Origin of the sequence: Klebsiella sp. S69, from assembly GCF_016516145.1 — a bacterium.
Lineage (GTDB): Bacteria > Pseudomonadota > Gammaproteobacteria > Enterobacterales > Enterobacteriaceae > Klebsiella > Klebsiella oxytoca.
The window spans coordinates 84,969-107,313 of sequence record NZ_JACVUU010000022.1 but is presented as its reverse complement, the minus strand read 5'-3'; the positions used below and the strand labels follow the sequence as shown (position 1 = coordinate 107,313).

Below are 22,345 nucleotides of genomic sequence, written 5' to 3'. Positions count from 1 at the left end.
ATGCTGACTGTGTGTATTTTTATGCAAAATTAATGCATAAAACGGAGTTGTCATGGTTAAGAACTGGATGAAAGCATGTTGCCTGGTGGCAGCAATGATCGGCACCGCTCAGGCGGCTCAGCAAACGTATGTGGTGGGCTCCGGCGGCACCTATCGCCCGTTTGAATTTGAGAACAGCCAAAAACAGCTGGAAGGTTTTGATATCGATGTTATTAAAGCGATCGCCAAAGCGGAAGGCTTTGATATCAAACTGGTCAATACGCCGTGGGAAGGGATCTTCGCCACCCTCAGTACCGGCGATCGCGACATTATTATTTCCGGGATCACCATCACCGATAAGCGTAAGCAAATGGTGGATTTCTCCGCCCCTTATTTCCCGGCTGAGCAGTCCATCGTCGTGCCGGCGGATTCGAAAGTCACCTCCCTTGAGGCGCTGAAAAATGAGAAAGTCGGCGTGGTGAACTCCAGCACCGGCGATATTGTGGTTTCCGAGGTGCTGGGTAAGAACAGCACGTCAATCAAGCGTTTTGATAATACCCCGCTGATGCTGCAGGAGCTGTTTGAAGACGGCGTAAGCGCCGCGGTCGGCGACGTCGGCGTGGTGAAATATTACATTAAGCAGCACCCCGAGAAGCAGTTCAAGCTGGTGCCGGATGCCAAATTTGAGCGCCAGTATTTCGGCATCGCGGTGGCCAAAGGCAACAGCGAGCTGCAGGCGAAAATAAACGCCGGTTTACAGAAGATCGTCGCTGACGGCACTTACGCCAAAATCTATAAAACCTGGTTCGACGAGAACGTTCCGACACTGCCAGCGCAGCAATAATTCGATTTTTGTTTTCATCACGGCTATCGACACTGGCGATAGCCGTATTTTTTAGGGAAGGGCTATGACGGGATTCCGTTGGGAGATCATTGAGGAGTACGGTCCGCTGTTTATGGACGGTGCCCTGATGACCATTAAATGTACCATTATTTGCGTGATCCTCGGCACCCTGTGGGGGCTGACTCTCGGGCTGGGGCGCATGGCGAAAGCCGAACATGGGGTATGGAAGTACGTTCTGCGTTACCTGGTGCAGTTTCCGGTGCGCTTTTACGTCAGCGCGTTTCGCGGCACGCCGCTGTTCGTGCAAATTATGGTGGTGCACTTTGCGCTGGTGCCGCTGTTTATCAATCCCCGCGACGGTTTGCTGGTGACCAGCGGCATGATGAGCGCCGATTTTGCCCGCGAGCTGCGCTCAAACTATGGCGCGTTTCTCTCCTGTATCGTGGCGATTACGCTGAACGCCGGGGCTTACGTGTCGGAGATCTTCCGCGCCGGGATCCAGTCGATCGATAAGGGGCAAATGGAAGCTTCCCGCGCGCTGGGAATGCCGTGGTGGAAAACCATGCGTCAGGTGATTCTGCCGCAGGCGTTTCGCCGCATACTCCCGCCGCTGGGCAACAACGCCATCGCCATCGTCAAGGACTCCTCGCTGGCGTCGGCTATTGGTCTGGCGGACCTGGCCTACGCCGCGCGCACCGTTTCCGGCGCTTACGCCACCTACTGGGAACCCTACCTGACCATCTCTCTGGTGTACTGGGTTATTACTTTCCTGCTGGCGCAGCTGGTTAACCGTCTGGAAAAGAGGTTTGGCAAAAGTGATTCACATTAACAATCTGCACAAGCGCTTCGGCGACAGCCACGTTCTGCGCGGCATCAGCTGCGATATTAAGCCACAGGAAGTGGTCTGTATCATTGGGCCGTCCGGTTCCGGGAAAAGCACCTTCCTGCGCTGCATGAACGCGCTGGAAACCGTTAGCGAAGGCGAAGTCGAGGTGAACGGCTATGCCGCTCACGATCGCGCGACCGACCTGAATAAGATGCGGGAAAGCGTTGGTATGGTTTTTCAGCGCTTCAATCTGTTCCCGCACAAAACGGTGCTGGAAAACCTGATTATGGCCCCGATGAGCCTGCGCGGCATGGCGCGTGCGGAGGCAACGCATCTGGCGGAAGAGCTGTTGGCGAAAGTCGGACTGAGCGATAAGCGCGACGCCTGGCCCTCCAGCCTTTCCGGCGGCCAGCAGCAGCGCGTGGCCATCGCGCGCGCGCTGGCGATGAAGCCATCGATTATGCTGTTTGATGAGCCCACTTCGGCGCTCGATCCTGAGCTGGTGGGCGACGTGCTGGAGGTGATGAAAAATCTCGCCAGCGAAGGGATGACCATGGTGATCGTAACCCACGAGATGGGCTTTGCCCGTGAAGTGGCCGACCGGGTTATCTTTATCGACCAGGGCATCATTCAGGAAGAGGGTAAACCGGCGCAGATCTTTGGCGCGCCGACTAACCCGCGCACTGCCGCGTTTTTGAGTAAAGTGCTGTAACGACTCCCGGCCCCGGCGCGCGACGGCGCTGCCGGGGAGAAGACCTTGCGCGGGCGATGAGGGCGCTTTCGTTCTGTCAAACCGTGACTGCCCTTAAGCGTTACTGCGCCGCCTCGCGAATATCATCCCTCTCTTCTTCGCGCTCACGTTCGTCCGCCAGTAGCGCTTTTTCGTTTTTGCCCAGGCACTGAATCAGCAGGAACAGCGCGCCGCTGACAAACAGCGTGATAAGCAGGCCGTCATAGCCCGAGACGCTAATCAACAAGCCGCTGACCACCGGGCCGGCCACGCTGCCCGCAGACCAAAAGAAGCCCAGCAGGGCGTTGATCATAATCAGCTTCTGCCCGGAGAAGGTTTTCCCGGCGCGGACCAGCGATAGGGTATAGAGTGCCCCCGCCGCGGCGCCGAGAATCAGGCAGCCGACAATCAGCTGGATGTACGATGCCAGCAGGAACGGCAGGGCCAGCAGGGCGAAGCAGAAGACCATTGCGCAGGTCAGATGTACGCGGCGGATGCCGAAGCGGTCGGCAATCCAGCCCAGCGGCGCCTGAAATACGGCATCGCCGGTAAGTACTACCGTAACCAGCAATACCGCCGTCACTTCATTCAGCCCTTTATCCATACCGTAAAGCGGCAGCAGCGCCAGTATGCTGGCATCAAAAAAGGCAAAGCAGAAAACGCCGGAAGCCAGCACCGGTAAAAAAGCGCCGAGGCTGCGCCAGCTGGCCCGTTCCGCCAGCCGTTCGCGGCTGCCGGTTGGCAGGTGGCGCAGCATCAGCAGGCAGGCGAGGGTCACCACGCCGACCAGCAGCAGCGTCCAGGATTGCCAGGCCTCTCCGGCGGAGATCAGCAGCGGCCCCGCCAGCTGACAGCCGGTAAAGGCGGAGGCATAAATGCCGGTCAGGGTGGCCCGATTTTTCCCCGCCGCGCCGCCGGTGATCCAGCTTTCGCCAATGACGATAATTACCCCTGACGCCAGGCCGGTCACCAGACGCGGCAGCAGGAGATGAAGCATATCAAACGACAGGCAGGAGGCGATCGTTGCCGCCGCCAGCGCCACCAGGCTGACGGAGAGCAGAAGCCCCATCTCGAAACGCCGGCACAGCGCGGGTGAGAGGAAGGAGGAGATCATCATCCCCGCTGGCGGAAGCGCGGCCAGCAGGCCGACGTAAACGGTATCAATCTGCTGCTGCGCCAGCTCCAGACTGATTAAGGGCACCGTGTATCCGGTGATAAACCCCACTAATGAAGCCGCCATGATCATCGCCAGCGTGGGGGCAAGACGATTCTGCTCTGGGTTGAACATTTTATTTTCGGTTAAGGAGGTCTGTAGAGTGAATTATTCGGCAAAACGCCAGTATAGCTGCATAATAATTAATCGCACGCCTTATGTCACCGTTGATATGACTACAAAAAAACGCAGTGCAGGCCGGATGCCGCGCAGGGGCGCGTTGGCGCTGGGTTTGGCGGAAGTTGTCAGCGAGCGGGCGAAAGGATATAACCAATAGGCTAGCGGGTTACCCGTAGCCCTAAAAAATCGCATAAAACACTCGTTCAGCGCTGAAGCTGTGCAGGAAAGGAGTATGTCATGGCTGTGTCCCCTTCACTGATCGCCGAGGCCATTCGCTGGCGACGTGATTTTCATGCTTGCCCTGAGCTGGGGTATCAGGAACAGGAAACGTCGCGCCGGGTGGCTGAACTGCTCGCTTCATTTGGCCTTCAGGTGCATCGCGGGCTGGCGGGTACGGGCGTGGTCGCGACGCTGGAGAACGGCCCCGGTCCGGTAATTGGCCTGCGGGCCGATATGGATGCGCTGCCGATAACCGAGCTGAGCGACGTCGGCTATAAATCGCGAAACCCTGGCGTGATGCACGCCTGCGGCCACGACGGCCATAGCGCGATGCTGCTGGCGACGGCGGCGCATCTGGCACAAACCCGCCGCTTTCGCGGCACCGTGCACTTTGTTTTTCAGCCTGCTGAAGAGAACCTGGGCGGCGCGCGTAAAATGGTGGAAGAGGGGCTGTTTGCGCGCTTCCCGATGGATGCCATTTACGCGCTGCACAACTGGCCGGGTATGCCGCTGGGCCAGGTGGCGATCGGCAGCGGAGCGATGATGGCCTCTCTCGATGCGTTTGAAATCACCCTGACCGGCAAGAGCTGCCATGCGGCGATGCCGGAGCGCGGGGCGGACCCGATTGTCGCCGCGGCGCAGCTGATTATGGCGCTGCAAACCATTCCGTCGCGCCGCCTGTCGCCGCAGGAATCCACGGTGGTAAGCATTACCCAGATTTCCGGCGGGGAGGCGATTAACGTGCTGCCGGATAAAGTCGTGCTGCGCGGCACCTTTCGCTGCCTGAACAACCAGGTGCGCGAGCGGGTCAGGGGGCTGATCGAGAGCTATGTCGCCGCCCAGCCGCAGGTATCAGACGTGGAAGGCAAAATCGCCTGGTATCCCGGCTATCCGGTGACCACCAACCATCCTGCTGAAGCGCAGAAAGTTCGTGAGGTGGCGAGTGCGCTTCTGGGCGAGTCGGCGGTGATCTGGAACGGTAATCCGTCCATGGCATCGGAAGATTTTGCCTGCATGCTGGAGGCCTGCCCGGGTGCTTATTTCTGGATCGGCACCGATGGCGAGACGGCGTCAAAGCCGCTGCATAATGCCGGCTATGATTTTAACGATGAACTGATTCCGCACGGCGTGGCGCTGTGGACGACGCTGGTGGAGACGCTGCTGGCGTAAGAGACCGATCCCGGAGGCGATGCTGCGCATCTGTGCGAGCTACCGGCCCGCAGACGGCACTGAACCCGTAGCCCGGGCAAGGCGCGTTGCGCGCCGCCCCCGGGATCAAAACTTGATATGGAGGGAGAAGCGCGTCTCTCCCTCCGGTGTTTTACACGTTCACGGCCGCTTTCAGGCGGGCTTTCATCTCGCTGTAGCTGTTCCATGCATACTGCTCGGCCCAGCGCTGATCCGCAATAGCCTCTACCTTCACCGCACAATATTTGGTTTCCGGCGTTTTCGAGATCGGATCGAGATTATCCTGCGTCAGCTCGTTACAGGCACCCACCCACCACTGGTAGGTCATATACACCGCGCCCTGGTTAATGCGATCGCTAATGTCGGCGCGGGTAATCACCTTACCGCGTCGCGAGCTCACCCACACCAGCTGCTGATCGGCGATGCCGAGGCGCTGCGCGTCGGCGCGATTGATTTGCACCCGGCCCGGCTCATCGGCAAGCGACTGCAGGGCCGCGCAGTTACCGGTCATCGAACGGCACGAGTAGTGGCCCACTTCGCGCACGGTACAGAGCACCAGCGGGTAGGCTTCATCCGGGGTTTCGGCCGGCGCTCGCCACGGGGCGGCAAACAGCTGGCCTTTGCCGGTCGGCGTGTCGAAGAGATTATCTTTATACAGCCACGGCGTCCCGGGGTGATCCAGCGTCGGACACGGCCACTGAACGTGGTTCATATCGCCCATTTTTTCATAAGTGACGCCGTAGAACAGGGGGCAAAGCTCGCGCATTTCGTCCCAGATTTGCTGGTTATTGTCGTAATGCATCGGGTAGCCCATTTCGCTGGCCAGCAGGCAAATGATTTCCCAGTCGCGCTTAACGTTGCCGGTGGCGATAACCGCCTGCTCGAAGCGCTGGAAACCGCGATCGGCGCAGGTGAAGACGCCGCCGTGTTCGCCCCAGGAGGTGGCGGGCAGCAGCACATCGGCGATCTCTGCGGTTTTGGTCATAAAGATATCCTGCACCACCACGAAATCGAGCGCCTCAATCCCTTTGCGCACCAGGCCCAAATCGGCTTCCGTTTGCAGCGGATCTTCCCCCATGATGTAGTAGGCTTTGATTTCGCCGGCCAGCGCTTTGTGCGGCACTTCGGTGATTCGGGTGCCGACCTGGTCGTCCATGACCGCCGGGTTAACGCCCCATGCTTTAGCAAACTTATCGCGAACGCTGGCGTCGGTGACGTCCTGGTATCCGGGGAACATATTTGGCAATACGCCCATATCGCAGGCGCCCTGAACGTTGTTTTGCCCGCGCACCGGGCCTACGCCGACGTTGGCGCGTCCGAGGTTACCGGTTAACAGCGCGAGGCTGGCCAGCCCTCTGACGACGTCCACCGCCTGGCCGAACTGGGTGACGCCCATGCCCCACATAATGGTCGCGGAGGGGGCGGCGGCAAACATGCGCATCGCCTGGCGAATTTCAGCGGCCGGCACGCCGACTATCTCCTCAACGGCTTCAGGTGAATAGTCTTTTACCGTTTCGCGATAGGCGTCGAGCCCCTCGGTAAAACGGTCGACGTAATCGTGGTTATAGAGATCCTCTTCCAGCAGGACGTGGGCGAAGGCGTTGACCAGCGCCATGTTGCTGCCGTTGTTGAGCTGCAGATGGCGATCGGCGATGCGGGCGGTTTCGATACGGCGCGGGTCGCAGACGATGATTTTCGCGCCGTTTTCCCGGGCTTTAATCACCCGGCGGGCGACGATAGGGTGGGAGTCGGCGCAGTTATAGCCGAAGACCAGCAGGCATTTTGAGTTTTCGATATCGCTGATCGAGTTGCTCATCGCGCCGTTACCCAGCGCCAGCTGAAGTCCGGCTACCGACGGGCCGTGGCAGACGCGGGCGCAGCAGTCGACGTTATTGGTGTGGAGCACGCCGCGGGCGAACTTCTGCATCACATAGTTGGTTTCATTGCCGGTACCGCGGGATGAACCGGTCGTCATAATGGCGCGCGGGCCATGCTTCTCCTTTATTTCACGCAGTTTTTTCGCCGTATAGCGGATAGCTTCATCCCAGCTTACCGGGGTGAATTTGCCGCCTTTTTGATAGCGAATCATCGGCTGCTGCAGACGCGGCGTCAGCAGCTGGGTATCGTTGAGAAAATCCCAGCCGTAATAGCCTTTAAGGCACAGCTGATTTTGGTTGGTGACGCCATCAGCGGCTTCGGCTCGGATAATTTTATTGTTTTCGACGACCAGCTTAAGTTTGCAACCGGCCCCGCAATAAGGGCAAACGCTCGTGATTTTTTTCATCAGTAACAGACCTGTTAACAGTGAATAAACAACAACGGACAGACCGGGCCCGGCCCGCCGGTGTCAGGGCGCCATAAGCCAGCGTACCGGCAAATGACGCAAGCGTTATGCACAGCGCGTGCCAAAAATTAATTCATTGAATATAAAGATAATATTTGTTCGGAAAAGAGATGGCGGCAGTGATGTCGACACTAATGACGATGACATGACGCCCGGGCGGGCGTCATGGCGGGAAAATCAGGCCAGCTTCTGCCGCAGCCGCGCGAGGGTGTCGGCGGGTAAACCGACTTCTTCGGCGGCGGCGCAAATCGCCTGCCAGCTTCCGGCGTCCAGCGGAATGCCCTCCGCCAGGCGCTGCTGGCGGTTAGCCTCTTCCCACTCGCCCGGGGCCAGAATCGGCGCGTCAGGCTCGTGCGGCGACTGTTTACACCAGTCGATAAACGCTTCGGTCTCGCGCTGCATATCCGGCGCATCGAACGCTTCCGGGCTGAGAATAATGGTGGTCATGCAGTTGAAGATAGCGTCCACGCTGCCCTGCAGCGTCTCCTGATGCGAAGTTTTACCGCCGGATACCGCGCCGCCGATAATTTCGCACAGCGTCGCCAGCGCGTAGCCTTTGTGTTCGGCAAAGGTCAGCAGCGCCCCCAGCGGCGACGTCTGCATCACCGCCGGGTCGGTCGTGGGGACGCCGCGAGCGTCGATCAGCGACCCTGCGGGGACCGGCACGCCTTTATGCCAGGCAACGCGGGTTTTACCAAAAGCGATGGCGCTGGTGGCGTAATCCAGCAGCAGCGGCGGATGGCCGGCGCGCGGAAAAACCACGCACAGCGGGTTCGTGCCGAAGCGGCTATCTTTGCCGCGGAACGGGGCGACCATCACGTTGCCAACCACGTTTACGAAATGGATAGAGATCATTCCGGCGGCGGCGCACTGTTCCGCCCAGTAGCCGATGCGGCCAATATGATGCGCATTGCGCAGCGCCACGGCGGCCATACCGTGCTGTTTCGCCTTCTCAATACCGATCTGCATGGCTTCATGGGCCACGACCTGGCCGAAGCCGCCGTTGCCGTCCAGCGTGACAACCGCACCCGCGTCCTTCATCACGCTGGCGTGGCGGTTGAGCTGCAGATAGCCCTGCGCGTGGGATCGTACGTAGCTCGGGATCATGCCTACGCCGTGGGAGTCATGTCCGGCCAGGTTGGCGGCAACCAGATGGTCGGCGATAAGCGACGCTTCGGTGGGGGAGCTTCCCATATGGGCGAAAAGGGTTTTAACAAAATGATGCAGATCCGTGGCCTGGAAGCGATGTCCTGTTTGCACTGATTCTCTCCTGTGAGTGGGTTGCGGATTATTGTTTTAGTGTGTTTGCCGTTCCATGCTGCGCTGAGCAACGGCGAAGATCAAGGTTTGCGCGCGGCTGTCGTTACGCTGGGCGATCATCTCCAGAGAACAGGGGAGAAATAAAAAATAGGGGGGAGATATTTTTCTCTGCAGTCGGGGATATTTATCCCGCCGGCTTTGGCGCTCCGTAGAATTAATGATAACGATAATAATTATCATCAGCTCTGGACAGCCAGAGGCAAATGATTGCACTCTGTATTAAGGATGCCAACCGATGGGAAAATGAAGCGCATGCGTAAAAGTAAAATTATTGTTTTAATTTTGATAGTGTTTTGTATTCTTATTTTTGCAATTGTTGTCGCCTGGTTTTTACTGTCCAAAGACAATTATGCCGTACCGGAAAATGCGGCGACAGAAAATGCGGTGCTGCAGGTGGCGGGTTTAACCGCCAACGAACCTCGCGATCCGCAGGCGCTGAAATCGCTCTATGCAAAACGGGTGATCGTCCGTCAGGTTAATCTGGATAGCGGCCAGTTTGTTGCGCCGGGAGAGGATACCGCTGGGCAAAAAGGCTGCGGTGAACCGGCAGTAGCGCAGAACCCGACGCCTATTCGCCAGCGCTGCCCGCGGGCAGTGGTTTATCTTATTCGCAATAATGATAATGAAATTCAGCAGGTTATACTGCCCTTTTACGGTAAAGGGGCAAAATCGATGATGTATGGCCTGATCGCGCTGGCTACCGATGGTCGCACGGTAAAAGACCTGCTGTATTATCAGCAAAATGAGACGCCGCTGCTGGGCGCGCGCGTGACAGATCCCGAATGGCGTCGCCAATGGCCGGGCAAAAAAATACGCGATAATAACGGCCAGCCGGCGCTGAAGGTCGTACAAAATACTCCTGGCCAGCACGATGATTACACCGTGGATGGTATCAGCGGCGCGACGTTAACCTCCGTCGGCGTCGAGAAGAGTATTAATTATTGGGTGGGTGAGCAGGGCTACGGCAATTTTCTCCGGCAGCTACAGCATAACCCTGAGATATTACGCCGTTAATATCGAACAAGCCAAAATATGCCTCATAACCGGCGCGAAGATCGCGCCGGTTTTTTTATGCGCTCACGACAGCTATTTCGCGCAAGCCAGGCGTCGCTCACGCGCTAATAACGGATAGTTATTAATAATTATTTCTTTGCAACATTTTACATAAATTGTCACAGGTTGACATTTTCATGATCCAGGTCATGTACATTGCGAGTAAAAATGACAACGATAATCATTATCATTAACTCACAAGGGATTTGTCATGACCGGCCCTCGTTCCTTCCTGCTGCTGATGCTGTTGAGCCTGTTGTTTGGCAGCGCGTGCGCGATGGCGCAGACCCAGTATGCGCCTTATATCGAAGATATCGAGCAACGTCTTGATAAAACGTCAGAACTTTATCAGCAGCAAAAAAATACCGACGCGCGGCGCGAAGTGCAAATGGCCTACTTTGAAGTGTTTGAAAACCTTGAAGGGCCAATTCGGATCAATATCTCGGCGCGTAAGAGCTACGAGATGGAGAGCACTTTCGGTGAGATCCGTCGCATGATCGGTGAGGGCAAACCGATCGGCGAGGTGCAGGCACGTATCGACGGGCTGAAGCAGGCGCTGCGTGAAGTTGAGCCGGTGCTGGACGGCGGGCATCGGCTGGTGGCGGAAGAGCAGCATACCGCGCTTACGCGCGATGACATTGCGCAGCACTGGCAGGAGAGCTTCCGCACCCTTGACGACAGGCTGGCGCAGGCGGTAACGGAGTATCAGGCCGGCAACTACGCGCAGGCCAGCCAGCAGGTGCAGCTGGCGCAGTATCAGGGATTTAAAAACTCCGGGATGGAAACCTCGGTGCGGCAAAATCGCTCGGCGAAGGAAGCGGCCGCCATTAACCAACAGTTTAGCGCGCTGCTGACTCTGACCGCCCAGCCTGACCGCCTGAACGAGGTGTCGTATCAGGTCACCACGCTATTACAGGATCTGGAAGATATTCTGCCGGGTCTGCCAACCACCCGCGACGATCGGCCGATGGGCGCTCCCTCTGGCGCCGATAACGCCGCGCTGGCTGATGAAACGACCGCCCGCGCGGACTGGGCAAGCGTCGCCCAGGGAATTAACCAGAGCATCAACGCCGCGCTAACGCGCTATCAAAATGGGGAGGGGCAGGAGGCGATCCTCGACGTACAGGACACCTATTTCGACCGCTTTGAAGCCACCGGGATGGAGAACAAAATCGGTTCTCGCGATGCGGCCTTTAAAACTTCTCTGGAGGCCCATTTTACCCGTATGGTCAGCCTGATGAAGGCCGGACAGCCGCAGGAGAGGCTGGCCGCGGAAGCCGCCGCCCTTGAGGCGGATCTGCAAAAAGCGGTCACCATGCTTGGCGAAGGCGAAGAGACCCAGTGGAGCCTGCTGCTCTATAGCATGATGATCATCGTGCGCGAAGGGCTGGAAGCGCTGCTGATTGTGGCGGCTATCGTCGCGTATCTGGTTAAAAACAACCATCACGACAAACTACCGCTGATCCGCCAGTCGGTGATGGTGGCGCTGGTCGCCAGCGTGGCGACGGCGTTTATCTTCCAGCTGCTGTTTACTCAATCCGGCGCCAGCCGCGAGCTGCTGGAGGGGATCACTATGCTGATTGCGGTAGTGATGCTGTTCCTTATGAGCTACTGGCTACTGTCCAAAGTTGAAGCCCGCCACTGGAAGGCCTGGCTTGAGGGCAAACTCTCCCATTCGCTGTCGCGCGGTTCGCTGGTGGGACTGTGGTTAACCAGCTTCCTTGCGGTCTACCGCGAGGGGGCCGAAACGGTGCTGTTTTATTACGCCCTGATTGGCGATGCCCAGGGGCTGCCGGGCCATCTTGCCATCGGCGCCGGGTTTGTTATCGGCTGTGTCGTTCTGCTGATCGCCTGGCTCGTCATGCGCTACTCGGTGGTCCGGCTACCGCTCAAACCCTTCTTCCTGTTCACCGGCGGTTTTATGTACCTGATGGCGTTTGTCTTCGCTGGAAAAGGGGTACTGGAACTGGTGGAGGGCAAACTATTTCAGCCAACGCTGATCGCCGGAATACCGGAAATCAGCTGGCTGGGAATTTACCCCTATGTGGAAACGCTATTGCCGCAGGGCATATTGCTGCTCGCGGCGCTGGCGGCGCTATGGATCATGCGCCGTCGTCAGGCACCCGCTGAAACCATAAAAACGCATTGCTAACCATTTTAAGACGAGAGGATGAGTCAGATGACCATGAAGAAGACCCTGATGATCAGCGCCACCCTGGCCAGTATCTTCACCGCGCCCGCGGCGCTGGCCTTTAAAGAGTATCCGGCCGGCGAGCCGGTCACCATGAATGAAATGGAGATCGCCGCGGTTTACCTGCAGCCTATTGATATGGAGCCGCGCGGTATGGGGCTGCCGGCAGCGAAGTCGGATATCCATCTGGAAGCGGATATTCACGCGGTAGAAGGCGGTAAAAATGGTTTTGGCGCAGGTGAATGGATCCCTTATCTGACGATCTCCTACACCCTGGTCAATAGCGATACCGGCGAAAAACAGGAAGGCACCTTTATGCCGATGGTGGCGAGCGACGGCCCGCACTACGGCGCGAACATCAAAATGATGGGCGTGGGTAACTATAAAGTCACCTACCACATTGACCCGCCGTCGAAAGCCGGGATGCACCGCCATACCGATAGCGAAACCGGCGTCGGCCGCTGGTGGAAGCCGTTTGATGTGAGCTATGAGTTTAAATATGTCGGTCTGAACTAAGCGTCTCCGGAGGCTCAGATTGTTGACAAAGCGCGCTCTGCTGCAAATCTCCGTTTCGCATCCGCGATCCTGTGGTAACGCATAACTTGCTGATATTACTTTTTTGTAAGCAGAGTGAGGCGTTAGCCGCCAGAAATGCGACGCCATCGTTAAAGCAGGGTTGTCATCAGTCTCAGCATCCTCAGATGCGAGTGTTTTCACGCAGGATGGCCGGGCGGTCATCCTGCGGCGTGTTATTCATCCGCCGTACTGAGTTAAAGTCATGAGCTATTTTTTCGTCACGACGCTACAGGCCTTTTTCTGCATTGCGCTGCTTTCCGCCGTACTCTGGGGGCGCGGCGCGCCTCCCGTCCTGCGTCCGCTGGTCTGGACGCTGCTTACTGCGCTGGGCTGCGGACTACTGGCCGGGCTGTATATTCGCCCGAGCCAGACGCTGGAGCTTCTGCTGGTCGGCGCTGAAATCCTCGTATCGCTGCTGTTTTTACTGAGCTTCAGCTGGTCTTCGCCGCGCGTTCGCTATCTGTGGCAATGGCTCCTCACTTTCGGCGCAGCCCGGCACTGGGCGCTGGACCCGAACCTGGGCGGATTGACCTCCACGCACGTTCTGAACACCGATCTGCTGCTGAATATCACCGCGCTGGCTGCGGCGTTCGCGCTGCTGTGCCTTGCCTGCGCGCTCTGCGCCATGCTGCTGCGCAGAATGCGCGGCTTCTACTGGCCGCTGGCCCTGCTGCTGTTGGTCCTGCTGTGGCTACCGCTCGGCGGTAACCTGCTGCTGCTGTTGATGAAGCTACAGGTGCTACCGCTGCTGAAACCGCTGCTGAGCTTTGTCGCCAGGGTGACCAACAACGCGGCGATGTATAACTGGGCCGCCGCCGCGATACTGCTGCTGCTGTGTCTGTGCTGGATCCCGGCGCTACGCGGCTATTATCGGGCGGTTAAAGCCGCGGAGGGCCCCATCTTCCGCCGCCTTGCGCTGGCCGAACGCCGTAAAGCCAGCCGTTTGTGGTTGACCACCGTTTGCTGCGCGCTGGCGATTATCGGCGGCCAGCTATGGTGGAATCTGGTGGCTTCGCAGCCGCCGCGCTTGTCCGAGGCGCAGGCGGTTACGCTGGCCGCCGACGGCCAGGTGCATATTCCGGTCGAGCAGGTTCGAGATGGCAAACTGCATCGCTTCGTCTGGGTGGCGGACGACGGCAAAGCGATTCGCTTTTTTATCATTAACCGCTATCCCGATAAGCTGCGCTTTGGCGTGGTGTTTGACGCCTGCCTGCTGTGCGGCGATCAGGGCTACGTTATGGAAGGCAATCAGGTGATTTGTGTCGCCTGCGGTGTGCACATTTTTATCCCCTCGATTGGCAAGCCCGGCGGCTGTAACCCGGTACCGATCGACGGCTGGCGCAACGATGACAAACAGCTGACGATACCCGGCGCGGCGCTGGCCGGCGGAGGTAACTATTTCTCTACCGTCCTGACGATTAACGTCACCGACCCGGTGGATGGCTCCACCCTGACCAACACCCGCGCCGACTACAAATACAGCTATGGCGGTAAAACCTGGTTCTTCTCCTCTGAAGCCAACTATGACCGTTTCCGCAATGCGCCAGAGCAGTTTGTGCCCGACGCGGTGAAGGAGGAGTAACCATGCTGTGGCGAATGATCTACCAGTCGTGGGGGCGCAACCTGCGGCGCAAAGCGCTGGCGGTATTGACCGTGTTTCTGGCGACCAGTCTGATCTCGGCGCTGCTGGCGGTCTCTATCGATATCGGCGACAAAATGTCCCGCGAGCTGAAATCCTACGGCGCCAATATTTTAATTGAGCCCGCCGGGCAGGCGGCGCTGCCCGCTCTGTTCAGCGAGCAAAGCAACCCGCTGGCCAGCGACGACTTTCTTGATGAATCCGAGCTGCCGAACATCAAAGATATTTTCTGGCGCAATAACATCGTTGGCTTTGCCCCGATGCTCGGCGGCGAGGTAAACGTGGCAGGACAGGATATTCGCGTGCTGGGCACTTTTTTTAGCCAGCCGGTCAGTATCCCGGATGAAGAGGGGTACGAGACCGGACAGCGGACGGTCAGCCCCTTCTGGCAGGTGACCGGCGCATGGCCGCAGGAGCCGGTCGGCGAGACGCCGCAAACGCTGGTCGGTCACGCGCTGGCGCGAAACTACGGCTGGCAGCCCGGCGATCGCCTGGTCCTCAACGTTGCGGATAGGGTGCTGAACGTCCAGGTGAGCGGTATTTTGTCCAGCGGCGGCGATGAGGATAACCAACTGGTGATGCCGCTTAGCGTCGTGCAGCAGCTGCTCGGTCTACCGGGAAAAGTGCAGGCGATCCGCGTCTCGGCGCTGACGGTACCGGAGAACGAGCTGTCGCGCCGTGCCCGTGAGGATCTCGAGGCGCTGAATGCCGAAGAGTACGATCTCTGGTACTGCACCGCCTACGTATCGTCCATCGCCCACCAGCTGGAAGAGGCCATTTCCGGCGCCGAGGTGCGTCCGGTCTGGCAGGTTGCTGCTTCGGAAGGTGTGGTTATCGACAAAATTCAGCTGCTGATGGGGGTGGTGACTCTGGCCGCGCTGGCTGCGGCGGCGATGGGCATCGCCTCGTTGATGACCAGTACGATTATGGAGCGCGCCAAAGAGATTGGTCTCATGAAAGCGCTGGGCGCCCGCCAGTGGCAAATATTGCTGCTGTTTTACCTTGAAGCGGCGCTGGGCGGCCTGGTCGGCGGCGCATTGGGCTGTATCGCCGGTTGGGGGCTGGCAAAGGCTATTGGCCTGATGCTGTTTGCTACGCCGCTGAATTTTGCCTGGGTGGTGGTGCCCTGCGTGCTGGTGATAGCGGTGCTGATTGCTTTAATCGGTACCTGGTTCCCGGCCCGCCGGATCGCTCGTCTTTACCCTGTGGAGGTGCTATATGGCCGCTAAGCGCGACATGCTGTGGCTGCTGGTGTGGCGAGCGCTGCGGCTGAGAATGCAGCGGGTCAGCGTGGTGTTTGCCGCGCTGGCGGTAGGGGCGACCATCGTGACCGCACTCTCCGCCGTGTGGTTCGATATCAATAGCAAAATGAGCGAAGAGCTGCGCACCTTCGGCGCCAATTTTTATATTGGTCCGGGCCACGGCGCCAGCATGCCGCAGCCGGAGCTTCAGGCCATTCTTGATGGCGCGCCGGCGGGCCTGATTCACGGCGCCAGTCCGTGGCTGTACGGTACGGCGCGTACTGAGCTGGAGAAAGTAGTGATGGTCGGGGTGTGGTTTGAGTCGCTGCAAAAGCTGGTGCCTTACTGGCAGGTCAACGGCAGCTGGATCGGCGTCAGCTTTGACGATCGCAACGCGATGATTGGCGTCAAACTGGCGCAGCGCCTGGCACTGAATGTTGGCGATAGCGTGACGCTGGTAGACCATAGCCGGCGTAAGACGCTGCTGATTAAAGGCATCGTAGAGGCGGGGGACGCGACCGACAATATGCTGATCGTCAGCCTCGATGTGGCGCAGTCCTGGCTGCAAAAGCCCGGCGCGATCAGTCACGGGCTGCTTAGCGTCAGCAATGACCTGGGCCAGGTGGAGCGCTATGCCAGCCAGCTGCAGCATCAGTACCCGAACCTTGAGATTCGTCCGGTGCGCAAAGTGTCGGCTTCCGAGGGGCAGGTGCTGGATAAAATTAAGGGGCTGATGGGGCTGGTGTCGATGGTGATCCTCGCGCTGTCGTCCCTGTGCGTTAACACCACCCTGATGGCGATTGTCGGTGAGCGGGCGAAAGAGTTTGCGCTGCAAAAAGCGCTGGGCGCCAGCAACGGCGATATTACCCGCCAGATGCTGCTGGAGACCAGCATTATTACCCTCGCGGCGGTAGTCTGCGGCTGGGTGGTGGGCTATCTGCTGGCGCAGCTGCTGGGATTAACGGTGTTTAACGCCAGCATCTCGCTGCGTCTGCCGGTGCTGCCGCTGACCCTGATTCTGTCTTTACTGGTCGCCCTGCTGGCGGCCATTGTTCCGGTGCGGCGCGCGGTGAGCGTCGAACCGGCGAAAGTGCTGAAAGGAGAGTAACGCCATGACCGTCACGTCTTTGCGTCAAATGGCGATTGAAACGCGTCATTTATATAAGCGGTTCGGGGAAGTTACGGCGCTGGAGGATATTAATTTGCGCATCGCACGCGGCGAGTTTGTTGCCATCATGGGCGCCTCCGGTTCCGGCAAAACGACCCTGATGAACATTCTTACCTGTCTGGATACCGCCAGTGAAGGACAGGTGATCCTGGATGGCACCGACGCCGCGGCGTTGGATGAAGAGGGGCGCCGTCGCTTTCGCGCGCAGAAAATTGGCCTCGTCTTCCAGCAGTTCCATCTCATCCCGTTTCTGACGGCGCTGGAAAACATCATGCTGGCGCAGCATTACCACAGCGTGGTGGATGAGAGCGCCGCCAGAGCGGTGCTGGCTCAGGTGGGACTTGAGCATCGCGTGACCCATTTACCGAGCCAGCTGTCGGGCGGGGAACAGCAGCGCGTCTGCATTGCCCGGGCGCTGGTTAACGAGCCGCCAGTTATTTTTGCCGATGAGCCGACCGGTAACCTTGACGAAGAGAACGAGCAGCGGGTGCTGGATCTGCTGACCGATTTACACCGCCAGGGGCGAACCATTGTGATGGTGACCCACAACCCGGCGCTGGGTCAATTCGCTGACCGCATCGTGCGTTTGCAGCACGGAAAGTATCTCGGCGAGGAGGTGAATCATCATGCGCATGCCTGAAGTGATGCTGTTTCTGACGCTGGCGCTGCTTAGCGGCTGCAAAGAAGAGAAGCTGGCTCGCGGCGAAACGGCACCTGCGCTGGCGGCATTCGATCTCCAGGAGTCGCCGGTCAGCCTCGATCGTTGGCGAGGGAAGGCGGTCTATCTTAATTTCTGGTCCGCAGGCTGCGGCGGCTGTCTGGCAGAGATGGATACCTTACAGGCGCTCAGCCAGCGCTGGCCGGATAAGCTGGTGGTGGTGGGGGTGAATACCGATCCGGATACCGTGGATATCGCGCCGCTGCTGGCGAAGCATGGGATTAGCTATCCGGTGCTGCGCGATCGGCTGAAAATAACTCAGGAGCGTTATCAGGTTATCGGTACGCCAACATCAATATTAATTGATGGCGACGGTAGAGTGCTGGACTGGCATCAGGGGATGCGTAAGCCCGATGAACTACGAACGGTTTTGCGCCAGCTGGCGCAACGGTAAATTCCCCAGCTCGTGCTGCGCTTAGCTGGGCTACAGGTTCTCGGGCCGGTAGCCCGGACAGGTGCGTCAGCACCGCCTCCGGGACAGGTGTGAAGCCAAATGCACCGGCTTAGCGTTCACCCGGCCCGCGCTGCGCTTAGCCAGGCTACGGATTCACACCGTCAGCGGTCCCGTAGCCCGGACAAGGCGTCAGCCGCGACCCGGGAGTTTTCGCTTATACATACTGACTCCGTAGCGTCGGCTATTAGCCGCTGCCATTCATGATATGGAAGTCAGCGATTTACCGCGCCCTGCGCCAACAAGTTTTATTCGTTTATTTAAAAATGCCTTATTCGGCAGGTTTAAAAACAGGAAAACTTAATCTTTTCTTAATATTTCATCACCTCAACGTTTTAGGCTTTTGCCAAATCTCAATCATCATCATTTAAATTACGTCAGCGTCACAAAAGCCGTAAAAAAACATTCCCAGGCGTTGCAAGGTTCTTACGTCACGCTATATGTTAAATTTACATTTAATAAATGATGCTTAAAGGTTGATTTTATGTATATGAAAATTAGTGGCTTAGTGATTTCACTGACGGCCATATTCTCCGGTCAGGCCTTTGCTGCGCTCCCTCAGGGCTATCCGGCGGATTATCAAAAGGTCGTGGATGCGGGGATTAAAGAAGGCAAGGTGGTGATTTACTCAACCACGGATACTAAGGCCGCAGGTCCGTTAATTAAAGGTTTTGAAGCGCAATATCCCGGCATTAAAGTTGAATATAACGATATGAACAGTACCGAATTGTACAACCGTTATATCAGCGAGCAGGCAGCGGGCGGCGGAAGCGGCGATGTGGTCTGGAGTTCTTCTATGGATACGGCGCTGAAGCTTGCCACCGATTATGCGGAGCAGTATGCCTCCCCGGAACAAGATAAGCTGCCGAAATGGGCGGTCTGGCAGCAAAAAGCCTACGGCACCACCTATGAACCGGTGGTCTTTATCTATAATAAGCGCCTGATCCCGCAAGGGGATGTTCCTGATTCGCACACCGCGCTGGCGAAGCTGATCGCCAGTCAGGCTGATAAGTTCAAGGGCAAGGTCACTACCTACGATATTGAAAAATCGGGCCTGGGTTTTATGCTGGCGGTTCAGGACAGTAAAGCCGATGCTCACTACTTTGACGACCTGGCGGGAATGGCGAAAGGCGGGCTGACCGTGCAATCGTCCACCGGGACGATGATGGAGCGCGTCTCCTCCGGGGAAAACCTGATTGGCTACAACATCCTCGGTTCATACGCGGAGGCGCGGGCGAAAAACGACCCTTCGCTGGGTATCTCGTACCCGAAAGATTATGTGCTGGTGCTCTCGCGGGTCTCGTTTATTACCGCAGAAGCCGAGCATCTGAATGCGGCGAAGCTGTGGTTTGATTACGTGCTCTCGGAAAAGGGGCAAAGCATCCTGGCGAACCAGGCCGATATTCCCTCCCTGCGCAATGATATCGAAGGTAAAAATGATATCGACGGTATGACCAAAATGCTCGGCAGCGCGTTGAAGCCCATTCCGGTCGATGAAACGCTGCTGGCGTATCTTGAGCCGAAACAACGCCTGGAATTTATCAAACAGTGGCGCACCGCCGCGGCGAAATAACCCTCCGGCGCTGCGCATCTTTTCAGGATGCGCAGCCCACATGATACCCGCCAGGTTTAAAGGGATCGCTTATGAATATCTTACGCCGAAAGTGGCAGGGGTTGCCGCGCGGAATTGTTGTCCTGATAACGGCGCTGGCCATTTATGTCCCGCTGCTATTTATCGTGGTGTAGAGCTTTCTCTCGGCACCCTTTTTTGCCCGCTCGAAGGCATTTAGCCTTGAGGCCTTCGAATTTATCTTTACCGATCCGGATTTTTATCTGGCGCTAAAATCCGGCTTTATTCTCGCCTTCGGCCTGGTGGCGATCGCCATTCCTCTCGGCGGGATCCTCGCCTTTTTAATGGTGCGCACCGATTTACCCGGCAGACGGATTATTGAGCCGCTGATTCTGGTGCCGATTTTCGTATCGCCGATGGTGCTGGCCTTTGGTTACGTGGTGGCGGCGGGACCGGTAGGCTTCTTTTCGCAGTGGGCCGAGCAGCTGATCGGTTTTGTGCCCTGGAATATCTATTCGATGTTCAGCATCGTGGCGATCGCCGGATTGACGCACGTTCCACACGCCTATCTCTATATCTCTTCCGCGCTGCGCAGCGTCGGTTCGGATGTGGAAGAAGCGGCGCGAACGGTTGGCGCATCGCCGCTGCAGGTCATGACCTCGGTGAGCCTGCCGATGGTACGGCCGTCCATACTCTATGCCTGCGTACTGCTGTTTTTTCTCGGCCTGGAAGTCTTCGGCCTGATGCTGGTGCTGGGGGACCCGGAAGGCAATATGGTGCTGGCCACCTATCTTTATAAACTGACCAACAAGCTCGGCACGCCTTCCTATCATCTGATGGCAGCGGTGGCGGTGGTGCTGATCTGCATCACCATTCCGCTGGTGATGCTCCAGCGCCGCCTGATGCGTACCGCCAACCGCTTTGTCACCATGAAGGGGAAAGCATCGCAGGCCCGGGCGCTGCCGCTGGGGAAATGGCGCTGGGTCGCCGGTATCGTCGTGGTGGTCTGGTTGACGGTTACCATCGGCGTACCGCTGATCGGCGTTGCGCTGCGGGCCTTTATTTCGAACTGGGGGGTTGGCGTTCCGCTGTGGGATGAACTCTCGCTGGCGACGTTCCGCAACATCTGGCAGCAGCCGAATTTGCTGCGCGCCATCGTTAACTCTATGGCGATTGGGGTCATCGGCGGCGCGCTGGCGGTGGTCTGCTATCTGTTCGTAGGCATCGCGATGCACCGCAAACCGGATAACGTCACGCGCTTTCTCGACTACAGCGTGCTGGTGCCGCGTGCGGTGCCGGGGCTGCTGGCCGGGCTGGCGTTTTTGTGGGTGTTTCTGTTTCTGCCGATGTGGCTGGATCAGTCGCTGAAAAACGGCTGGCTCTCGGCGCTGCCGGTGGCTGAGTGGCTGCGCGACCATCTGATTGTTCAGCTGCGCGCGCTGCGTAATACCATTTTTAGCGTCTGGCTGGCCTATACCGTGGTCTGGATGGCCTACGGCCTGCGGCTCATCTCCTCGACGCTGCTGCAGGTGGCGCCTGAGCTGGAGGAGGCGGCGCGCAGTACCGGCGCATCGCGCGGGCAGATCACCCGCCACGTCACGGTGCCGCTGTCGCGCTATGGCCTGATTGGCTCCTGGCTACTGATGTTTCTTATCTTCGAGCGCGAATATTCGACCGGGGTTTATCTGCTCTCTCCGGGAACGGAAACTATCGGTTCGATGCTGGTGTCGCTGTGGGCGGCAGGGGCTATCGATATCGTCGCCGCGCTCTCGTTTATTAATATCCTGCTGGTGGTCGTGGGTCTGGGCATCGCCCTGCGCTTTGGAGTGAAATTACATGATTGAATTATCGGTAGAAAACCTGCATCTGACCTACGGCGATAACCCGGTACTGAAGGGCGTATCTATGGAGCTGAGGCGGGGGGAGGTCGTCTCGCTGCTCGGCCCATCGGGGAGCGGAAAAACCACGCTGCTGCGGGCGGTCGCCGGGCTGGAGAAGCCCACCAGCGGCACGATCGCTATCGGTAAAACCCGCGTTTATGACGGCAACCCGCGTAGTGAAATTCCGGCGGAGGAGCGTAACCTGGGTCTGGTGTTCCAGTCCTACGCCCTGTGGCCGCATAAAACGGTATTTGAGAACGTGGCTTACCCCCTCAGGCTACGTAAGGTCGCTGCCGCGGAGATCAAACAGCGGGTGCAGAGCGTGCTCGATCAGCTGGGCCTGGGGCATCTTGGCAATCGCCATCCGCATCAGCTCTCCGGAGGACAGCAGCAGCGCGTGGCCATCGGCCGGGCGCTGGTATATAACCCGCCGGTCATTCTGCTGGATGAACCCCTGTCGAACCTCGACGCTAAGCTGCGGGAAGAGGCGCGGGTCTTTTTGCGCGAGCTGATCGTCAAGCTGGGTCTGTCGGCGCTGATGGTGACCCACGATCAGAATGAGGCGATGGCGATTTCCGATCGCATTTTGCTGCTCAATAACGGCGTCATTGAGCAGCAGGGAACGCCGCAGGAGATGTACGGCAGCCCGAGAACGCTGTTTGCCGCCGAGTTTATGGGCAGCAATAATCGGCTGCACGGCACCGTCACCGATCTGGATAACGGTCGGGCGCGCATTGAGGGCGCCAGCTGGGCACTGTGGGGAATGGCCGGGGAAGGGGTCAGCGTGGGGGCGGAAGCAACGGCGGTCATTCGTGTTGAACGCCTGCGCATAGCCTCCTCGCCTGAAGAGAACATGCTGGAATTAGCGCTGCTGACCAGTATGTATCTCGGCGACCGCTGGGAGTATCTGTTTCGCACCGAAGGCGATGATTTCGCTATTCGCGCCTACGGTAGCGCACTGCGCGATGCCGAACGTTGCCATCTTACCTTGCCCGTCAACGATCTGTGGATCTTCCCGAAAGGCTGAAAAAAATCCCCGGCGCTGAGGCCGGGGCAAACCATGTCAGAGCTTATT

General features: G+C 58.2%; 17 protein-coding genes and 1 pseudogene. 15 read left to right on the top strand and 3 right to left on the bottom strand.

Annotated elements, in window-relative coordinates; all coding sequences use genetic code 11:
* Positions 1–52: 52 nt before the first annotated feature.
* The 3 genes from IAE27_RS21000 (at position 53) to IAE27_RS20990 (ending at position 2,361) form a co-directional block, all read left to right on the top strand.
* Positions 53–823, top strand: coding sequence for a basic amino acid ABC transporter substrate-binding protein (locus IAE27_RS21000; RefSeq protein WP_070556838.1), 771 nt, complete (start codon positions 53–55; stop codon positions 821–823).
* Positions 824–887: 64 nt separating this feature from the next.
* On the top strand, positions 888–1,652 hold the full coding sequence (locus IAE27_RS20995) for an amino acid ABC transporter permease (RefSeq protein WP_004113535.1): 765 nt from the start codon (positions 888–890) through the stop codon (positions 1,650–1,652).
* On the top strand, positions 1,639–2,361 hold the full coding sequence (locus tag IAE27_RS20990) for an amino acid ABC transporter ATP-binding protein (protein WP_004113533.1): 723 nt from the start codon (positions 1,639–1,641) through the stop codon (positions 2,359–2,361). Before IAE27_RS20995 ends, IAE27_RS20990 begins: the two co-directional genes overlap by 14 nt.
* 100 nt (positions 2,362–2,461) lie before the next feature.
* Here IAE27_RS20990 and IAE27_RS20985 read toward each other — a convergent pair whose 3' ends face one another.
* Complete coding sequence (locus IAE27_RS20985) at positions 2,462–3,667, bottom strand: MFS transporter (protein WP_108704959.1); 1,206 nt, start codon at positions 3,665–3,667, stop codon at positions 2,462–2,464.
* A gap of 282 nt (positions 3,668–3,949) precedes the next feature.
* Between IAE27_RS20985 and IAE27_RS20980 the strand changes: the two genes are divergently transcribed.
* Positions 3,950–5,101 (top strand): M20 aminoacylase family protein, encoded by a 1,152-nt coding sequence (locus tag IAE27_RS20980; RefSeq protein ID WP_224261524.1) that lies wholly within the window; start codon positions 3,950–3,952, stop codon positions 5,099–5,101.
* Between the two features lie 151 nt (positions 5,102–5,252).
* Here the strand turns inward: IAE27_RS20980 and fdhF are convergent, their stop codons facing one another.
* Both fdhF and IAE27_RS20970 read right to left on the bottom strand, forming a co-directional pair.
* A complete protein-coding gene (gene fdhF, locus IAE27_RS20975; protein WP_016809484.1) occupies positions 5,253–7,403 on the bottom strand; it encodes a formate dehydrogenase subunit alpha in 2,151 nt (716 codons plus the stop codon).
* 237 nt (positions 7,404–7,640) lie between these two features.
* Entirely contained in the window at positions 7,641–8,723 is a 1,083-nt protein-coding gene (locus IAE27_RS20970) for a malate/lactate/ureidoglycolate dehydrogenase (protein ID WP_004102825.1), read from the bottom strand.
* Positions 8,724–9,026: 303 nt separating this feature from the next.
* Here IAE27_RS20970 and nqrC point away from each other — a divergent pair, with 303 nt between their 5' ends.
* The 11 genes and pseudogenes from nqrC to IAE27_RS20915 all read left to right on the top strand — a co-directional run bounded on the left by nqrC (position 9,027) and on the right by IAE27_RS20915 (position 22,297).
* Positions 9,027–9,797, top strand: a complete 771-nt coding sequence (nqrC, locus tag IAE27_RS20965; RefSeq protein ID WP_154022413.1) for an NADH:ubiquinone reductase (Na(+)-transporting) subunit C — start codon at positions 9,027–9,029, stop codon at positions 9,795–9,797.
* 250 nt (positions 9,798–10,047) lie between these two features.
* Positions 10,048–11,988 (top strand): FTR1 family iron permease, encoded by a 1,941-nt coding sequence (locus IAE27_RS20960; RefSeq protein ID WP_154022414.1) that lies wholly within the window; start codon positions 10,048–10,050, stop codon positions 11,986–11,988.
* Positions 11,989–12,015: 27 nt separating this feature from the next.
* The gene (locus tag IAE27_RS20955; RefSeq protein WP_004102822.1) at positions 12,016–12,543 is read left to right on the top strand and encodes an iron transporter; all 528 of its coding nucleotides are present in this window, start codon (positions 12,016–12,018) and stop codon (positions 12,541–12,543) included.
* A 262-nt stretch (positions 12,544–12,805) separates the two neighbouring features.
* Positions 12,806–14,185 (top strand): Fe-S-containing protein, encoded by a 1,380-nt coding sequence (locus IAE27_RS20950; protein ID WP_070555910.1) that lies wholly within the window; start codon positions 12,806–12,808, stop codon positions 14,183–14,185.
* A gap of 2 nt (positions 14,186–14,187) precedes the next feature.
* On the top strand, positions 14,188–15,471 hold the full coding sequence (locus IAE27_RS20945; protein WP_004102819.1) for an ABC transporter permease: 1,284 nt from the start codon (positions 14,188–14,190) through the stop codon (positions 15,469–15,471).
* Positions 15,461–16,591 (top strand): ABC transporter permease, encoded by a 1,131-nt coding sequence (locus IAE27_RS20940; protein WP_070555912.1) that lies wholly within the window; start codon positions 15,461–15,463, stop codon positions 16,589–16,591. Before IAE27_RS20945 ends, IAE27_RS20940 begins: the two co-directional genes overlap by 11 nt.
* A gap of 4 nt (positions 16,592–16,595) precedes the next feature.
* Entirely contained in the window at positions 16,596–17,291 is a 696-nt protein-coding gene (locus tag IAE27_RS20935) for an ABC transporter ATP-binding protein (protein WP_004102812.1), read from the top strand.
* A complete protein-coding gene (locus IAE27_RS20930) occupies positions 17,278–17,763 on the top strand; it encodes a TlpA family protein disulfide reductase (protein ID WP_004102810.1) in 486 nt (161 codons plus the stop codon). The genes IAE27_RS20935 and IAE27_RS20930 overlap by 14 nt, the downstream gene beginning before the upstream one ends.
* A gap of 541 nt (positions 17,764–18,304) precedes the next feature.
* The gene (locus IAE27_RS20925; protein ID WP_024274300.1) at positions 18,305–19,393 is read left to right on the top strand and encodes an ABC transporter substrate-binding protein; all 1,089 of its coding nucleotides are present in this window, start codon (positions 18,305–18,307) and stop codon (positions 19,391–19,393) included.
* 71 nt (positions 19,394–19,464) lie between these two features.
* Positions 19,465–21,234, top strand: a pseudogene (locus IAE27_RS20920) (ABC transporter permease).
* Positions 21,227–22,297 (top strand): ABC transporter ATP-binding protein, encoded by a 1,071-nt coding sequence (locus IAE27_RS20915; protein WP_004102806.1) that lies wholly within the window; start codon positions 21,227–21,229, stop codon positions 22,295–22,297. Before IAE27_RS20920 ends, IAE27_RS20915 begins: the two are co-directional and overlap by 8 nt.
* The last annotated feature ends 48 nt before the right edge of the window (positions 22,298–22,345 follow it).

Bases quoted from the DNA above. Each gene is read 5' to 3' on its own strand.
- IAE27_RS21000 (WP_070556838.1), top strand. From the start codon at position 53: ATGGTTAAGAACTGGATGAAAGCATGTTGCCTGGTGGCAGCAATGATC.
- IAE27_RS20995 (WP_004113535.1), top strand. From the start codon at position 888: ATGACGGGATTCCGTTGGGAGATCATTGAGGAGTACGGTCCGCTGTTT.
- IAE27_RS20985 (WP_108704959.1), bottom strand. From the start codon at position 3,667: ATGTTCAACCCAGAGCAGAATCGTCTTGCCCCCACGCTGGCGATGATC.
- IAE27_RS20980 (WP_224261524.1), top strand. From the start codon at position 3,950: ATGGCTGTGTCCCCTTCACTGATCGCCGAGGCCATTCGCTGGCGACGT.
- fdhF (WP_016809484.1), bottom strand. From the start codon at position 7,403: ATGAAAAAAATCACGAGCGTTTGCCCTTATTGCGGGGCCGGTTGCAAA.
- nqrC (WP_154022413.1), top strand. From the start codon at position 9,027: ATGAAGCGCATGCGTAAAAGTAAAATTATTGTTTTAATTTTGATAGTG.
- IAE27_RS20960 (WP_154022414.1), top strand. From the start codon at position 10,048: ATGACCGGCCCTCGTTCCTTCCTGCTGCTGATGCTGTTGAGCCTGTTG.
- IAE27_RS20955 (WP_004102822.1), top strand. From the start codon at position 12,016: ATGACCATGAAGAAGACCCTGATGATCAGCGCCACCCTGGCCAGTATC.
- IAE27_RS20950 (WP_070555910.1), top strand. From the start codon at position 12,806: ATGAGCTATTTTTTCGTCACGACGCTACAGGCCTTTTTCTGCATTGCG.
- IAE27_RS20945 (WP_004102819.1), top strand. From the start codon at position 14,188: ATGCTGTGGCGAATGATCTACCAGTCGTGGGGGCGCAACCTGCGGCGC.
- IAE27_RS20940 (WP_070555912.1), top strand. From the start codon at position 15,461: ATGGCCGCTAAGCGCGACATGCTGTGGCTGCTGGTGTGGCGAGCGCTG.
- IAE27_RS20935 (WP_004102812.1), top strand. From the start codon at position 16,596: ATGACCGTCACGTCTTTGCGTCAAATGGCGATTGAAACGCGTCATTTA.
- IAE27_RS20930 (WP_004102810.1), top strand. From the start codon at position 17,278: ATGCGCATGCCTGAAGTGATGCTGTTTCTGACGCTGGCGCTGCTTAGC.
- IAE27_RS20925 (WP_024274300.1), top strand. From the start codon at position 18,305: ATGTATATGAAAATTAGTGGCTTAGTGATTTCACTGACGGCCATATTC.
- IAE27_RS20915 (WP_004102806.1), top strand. From the start codon at position 21,227: ATGATTGAATTATCGGTAGAAAACCTGCATCTGACCTACGGCGATAAC.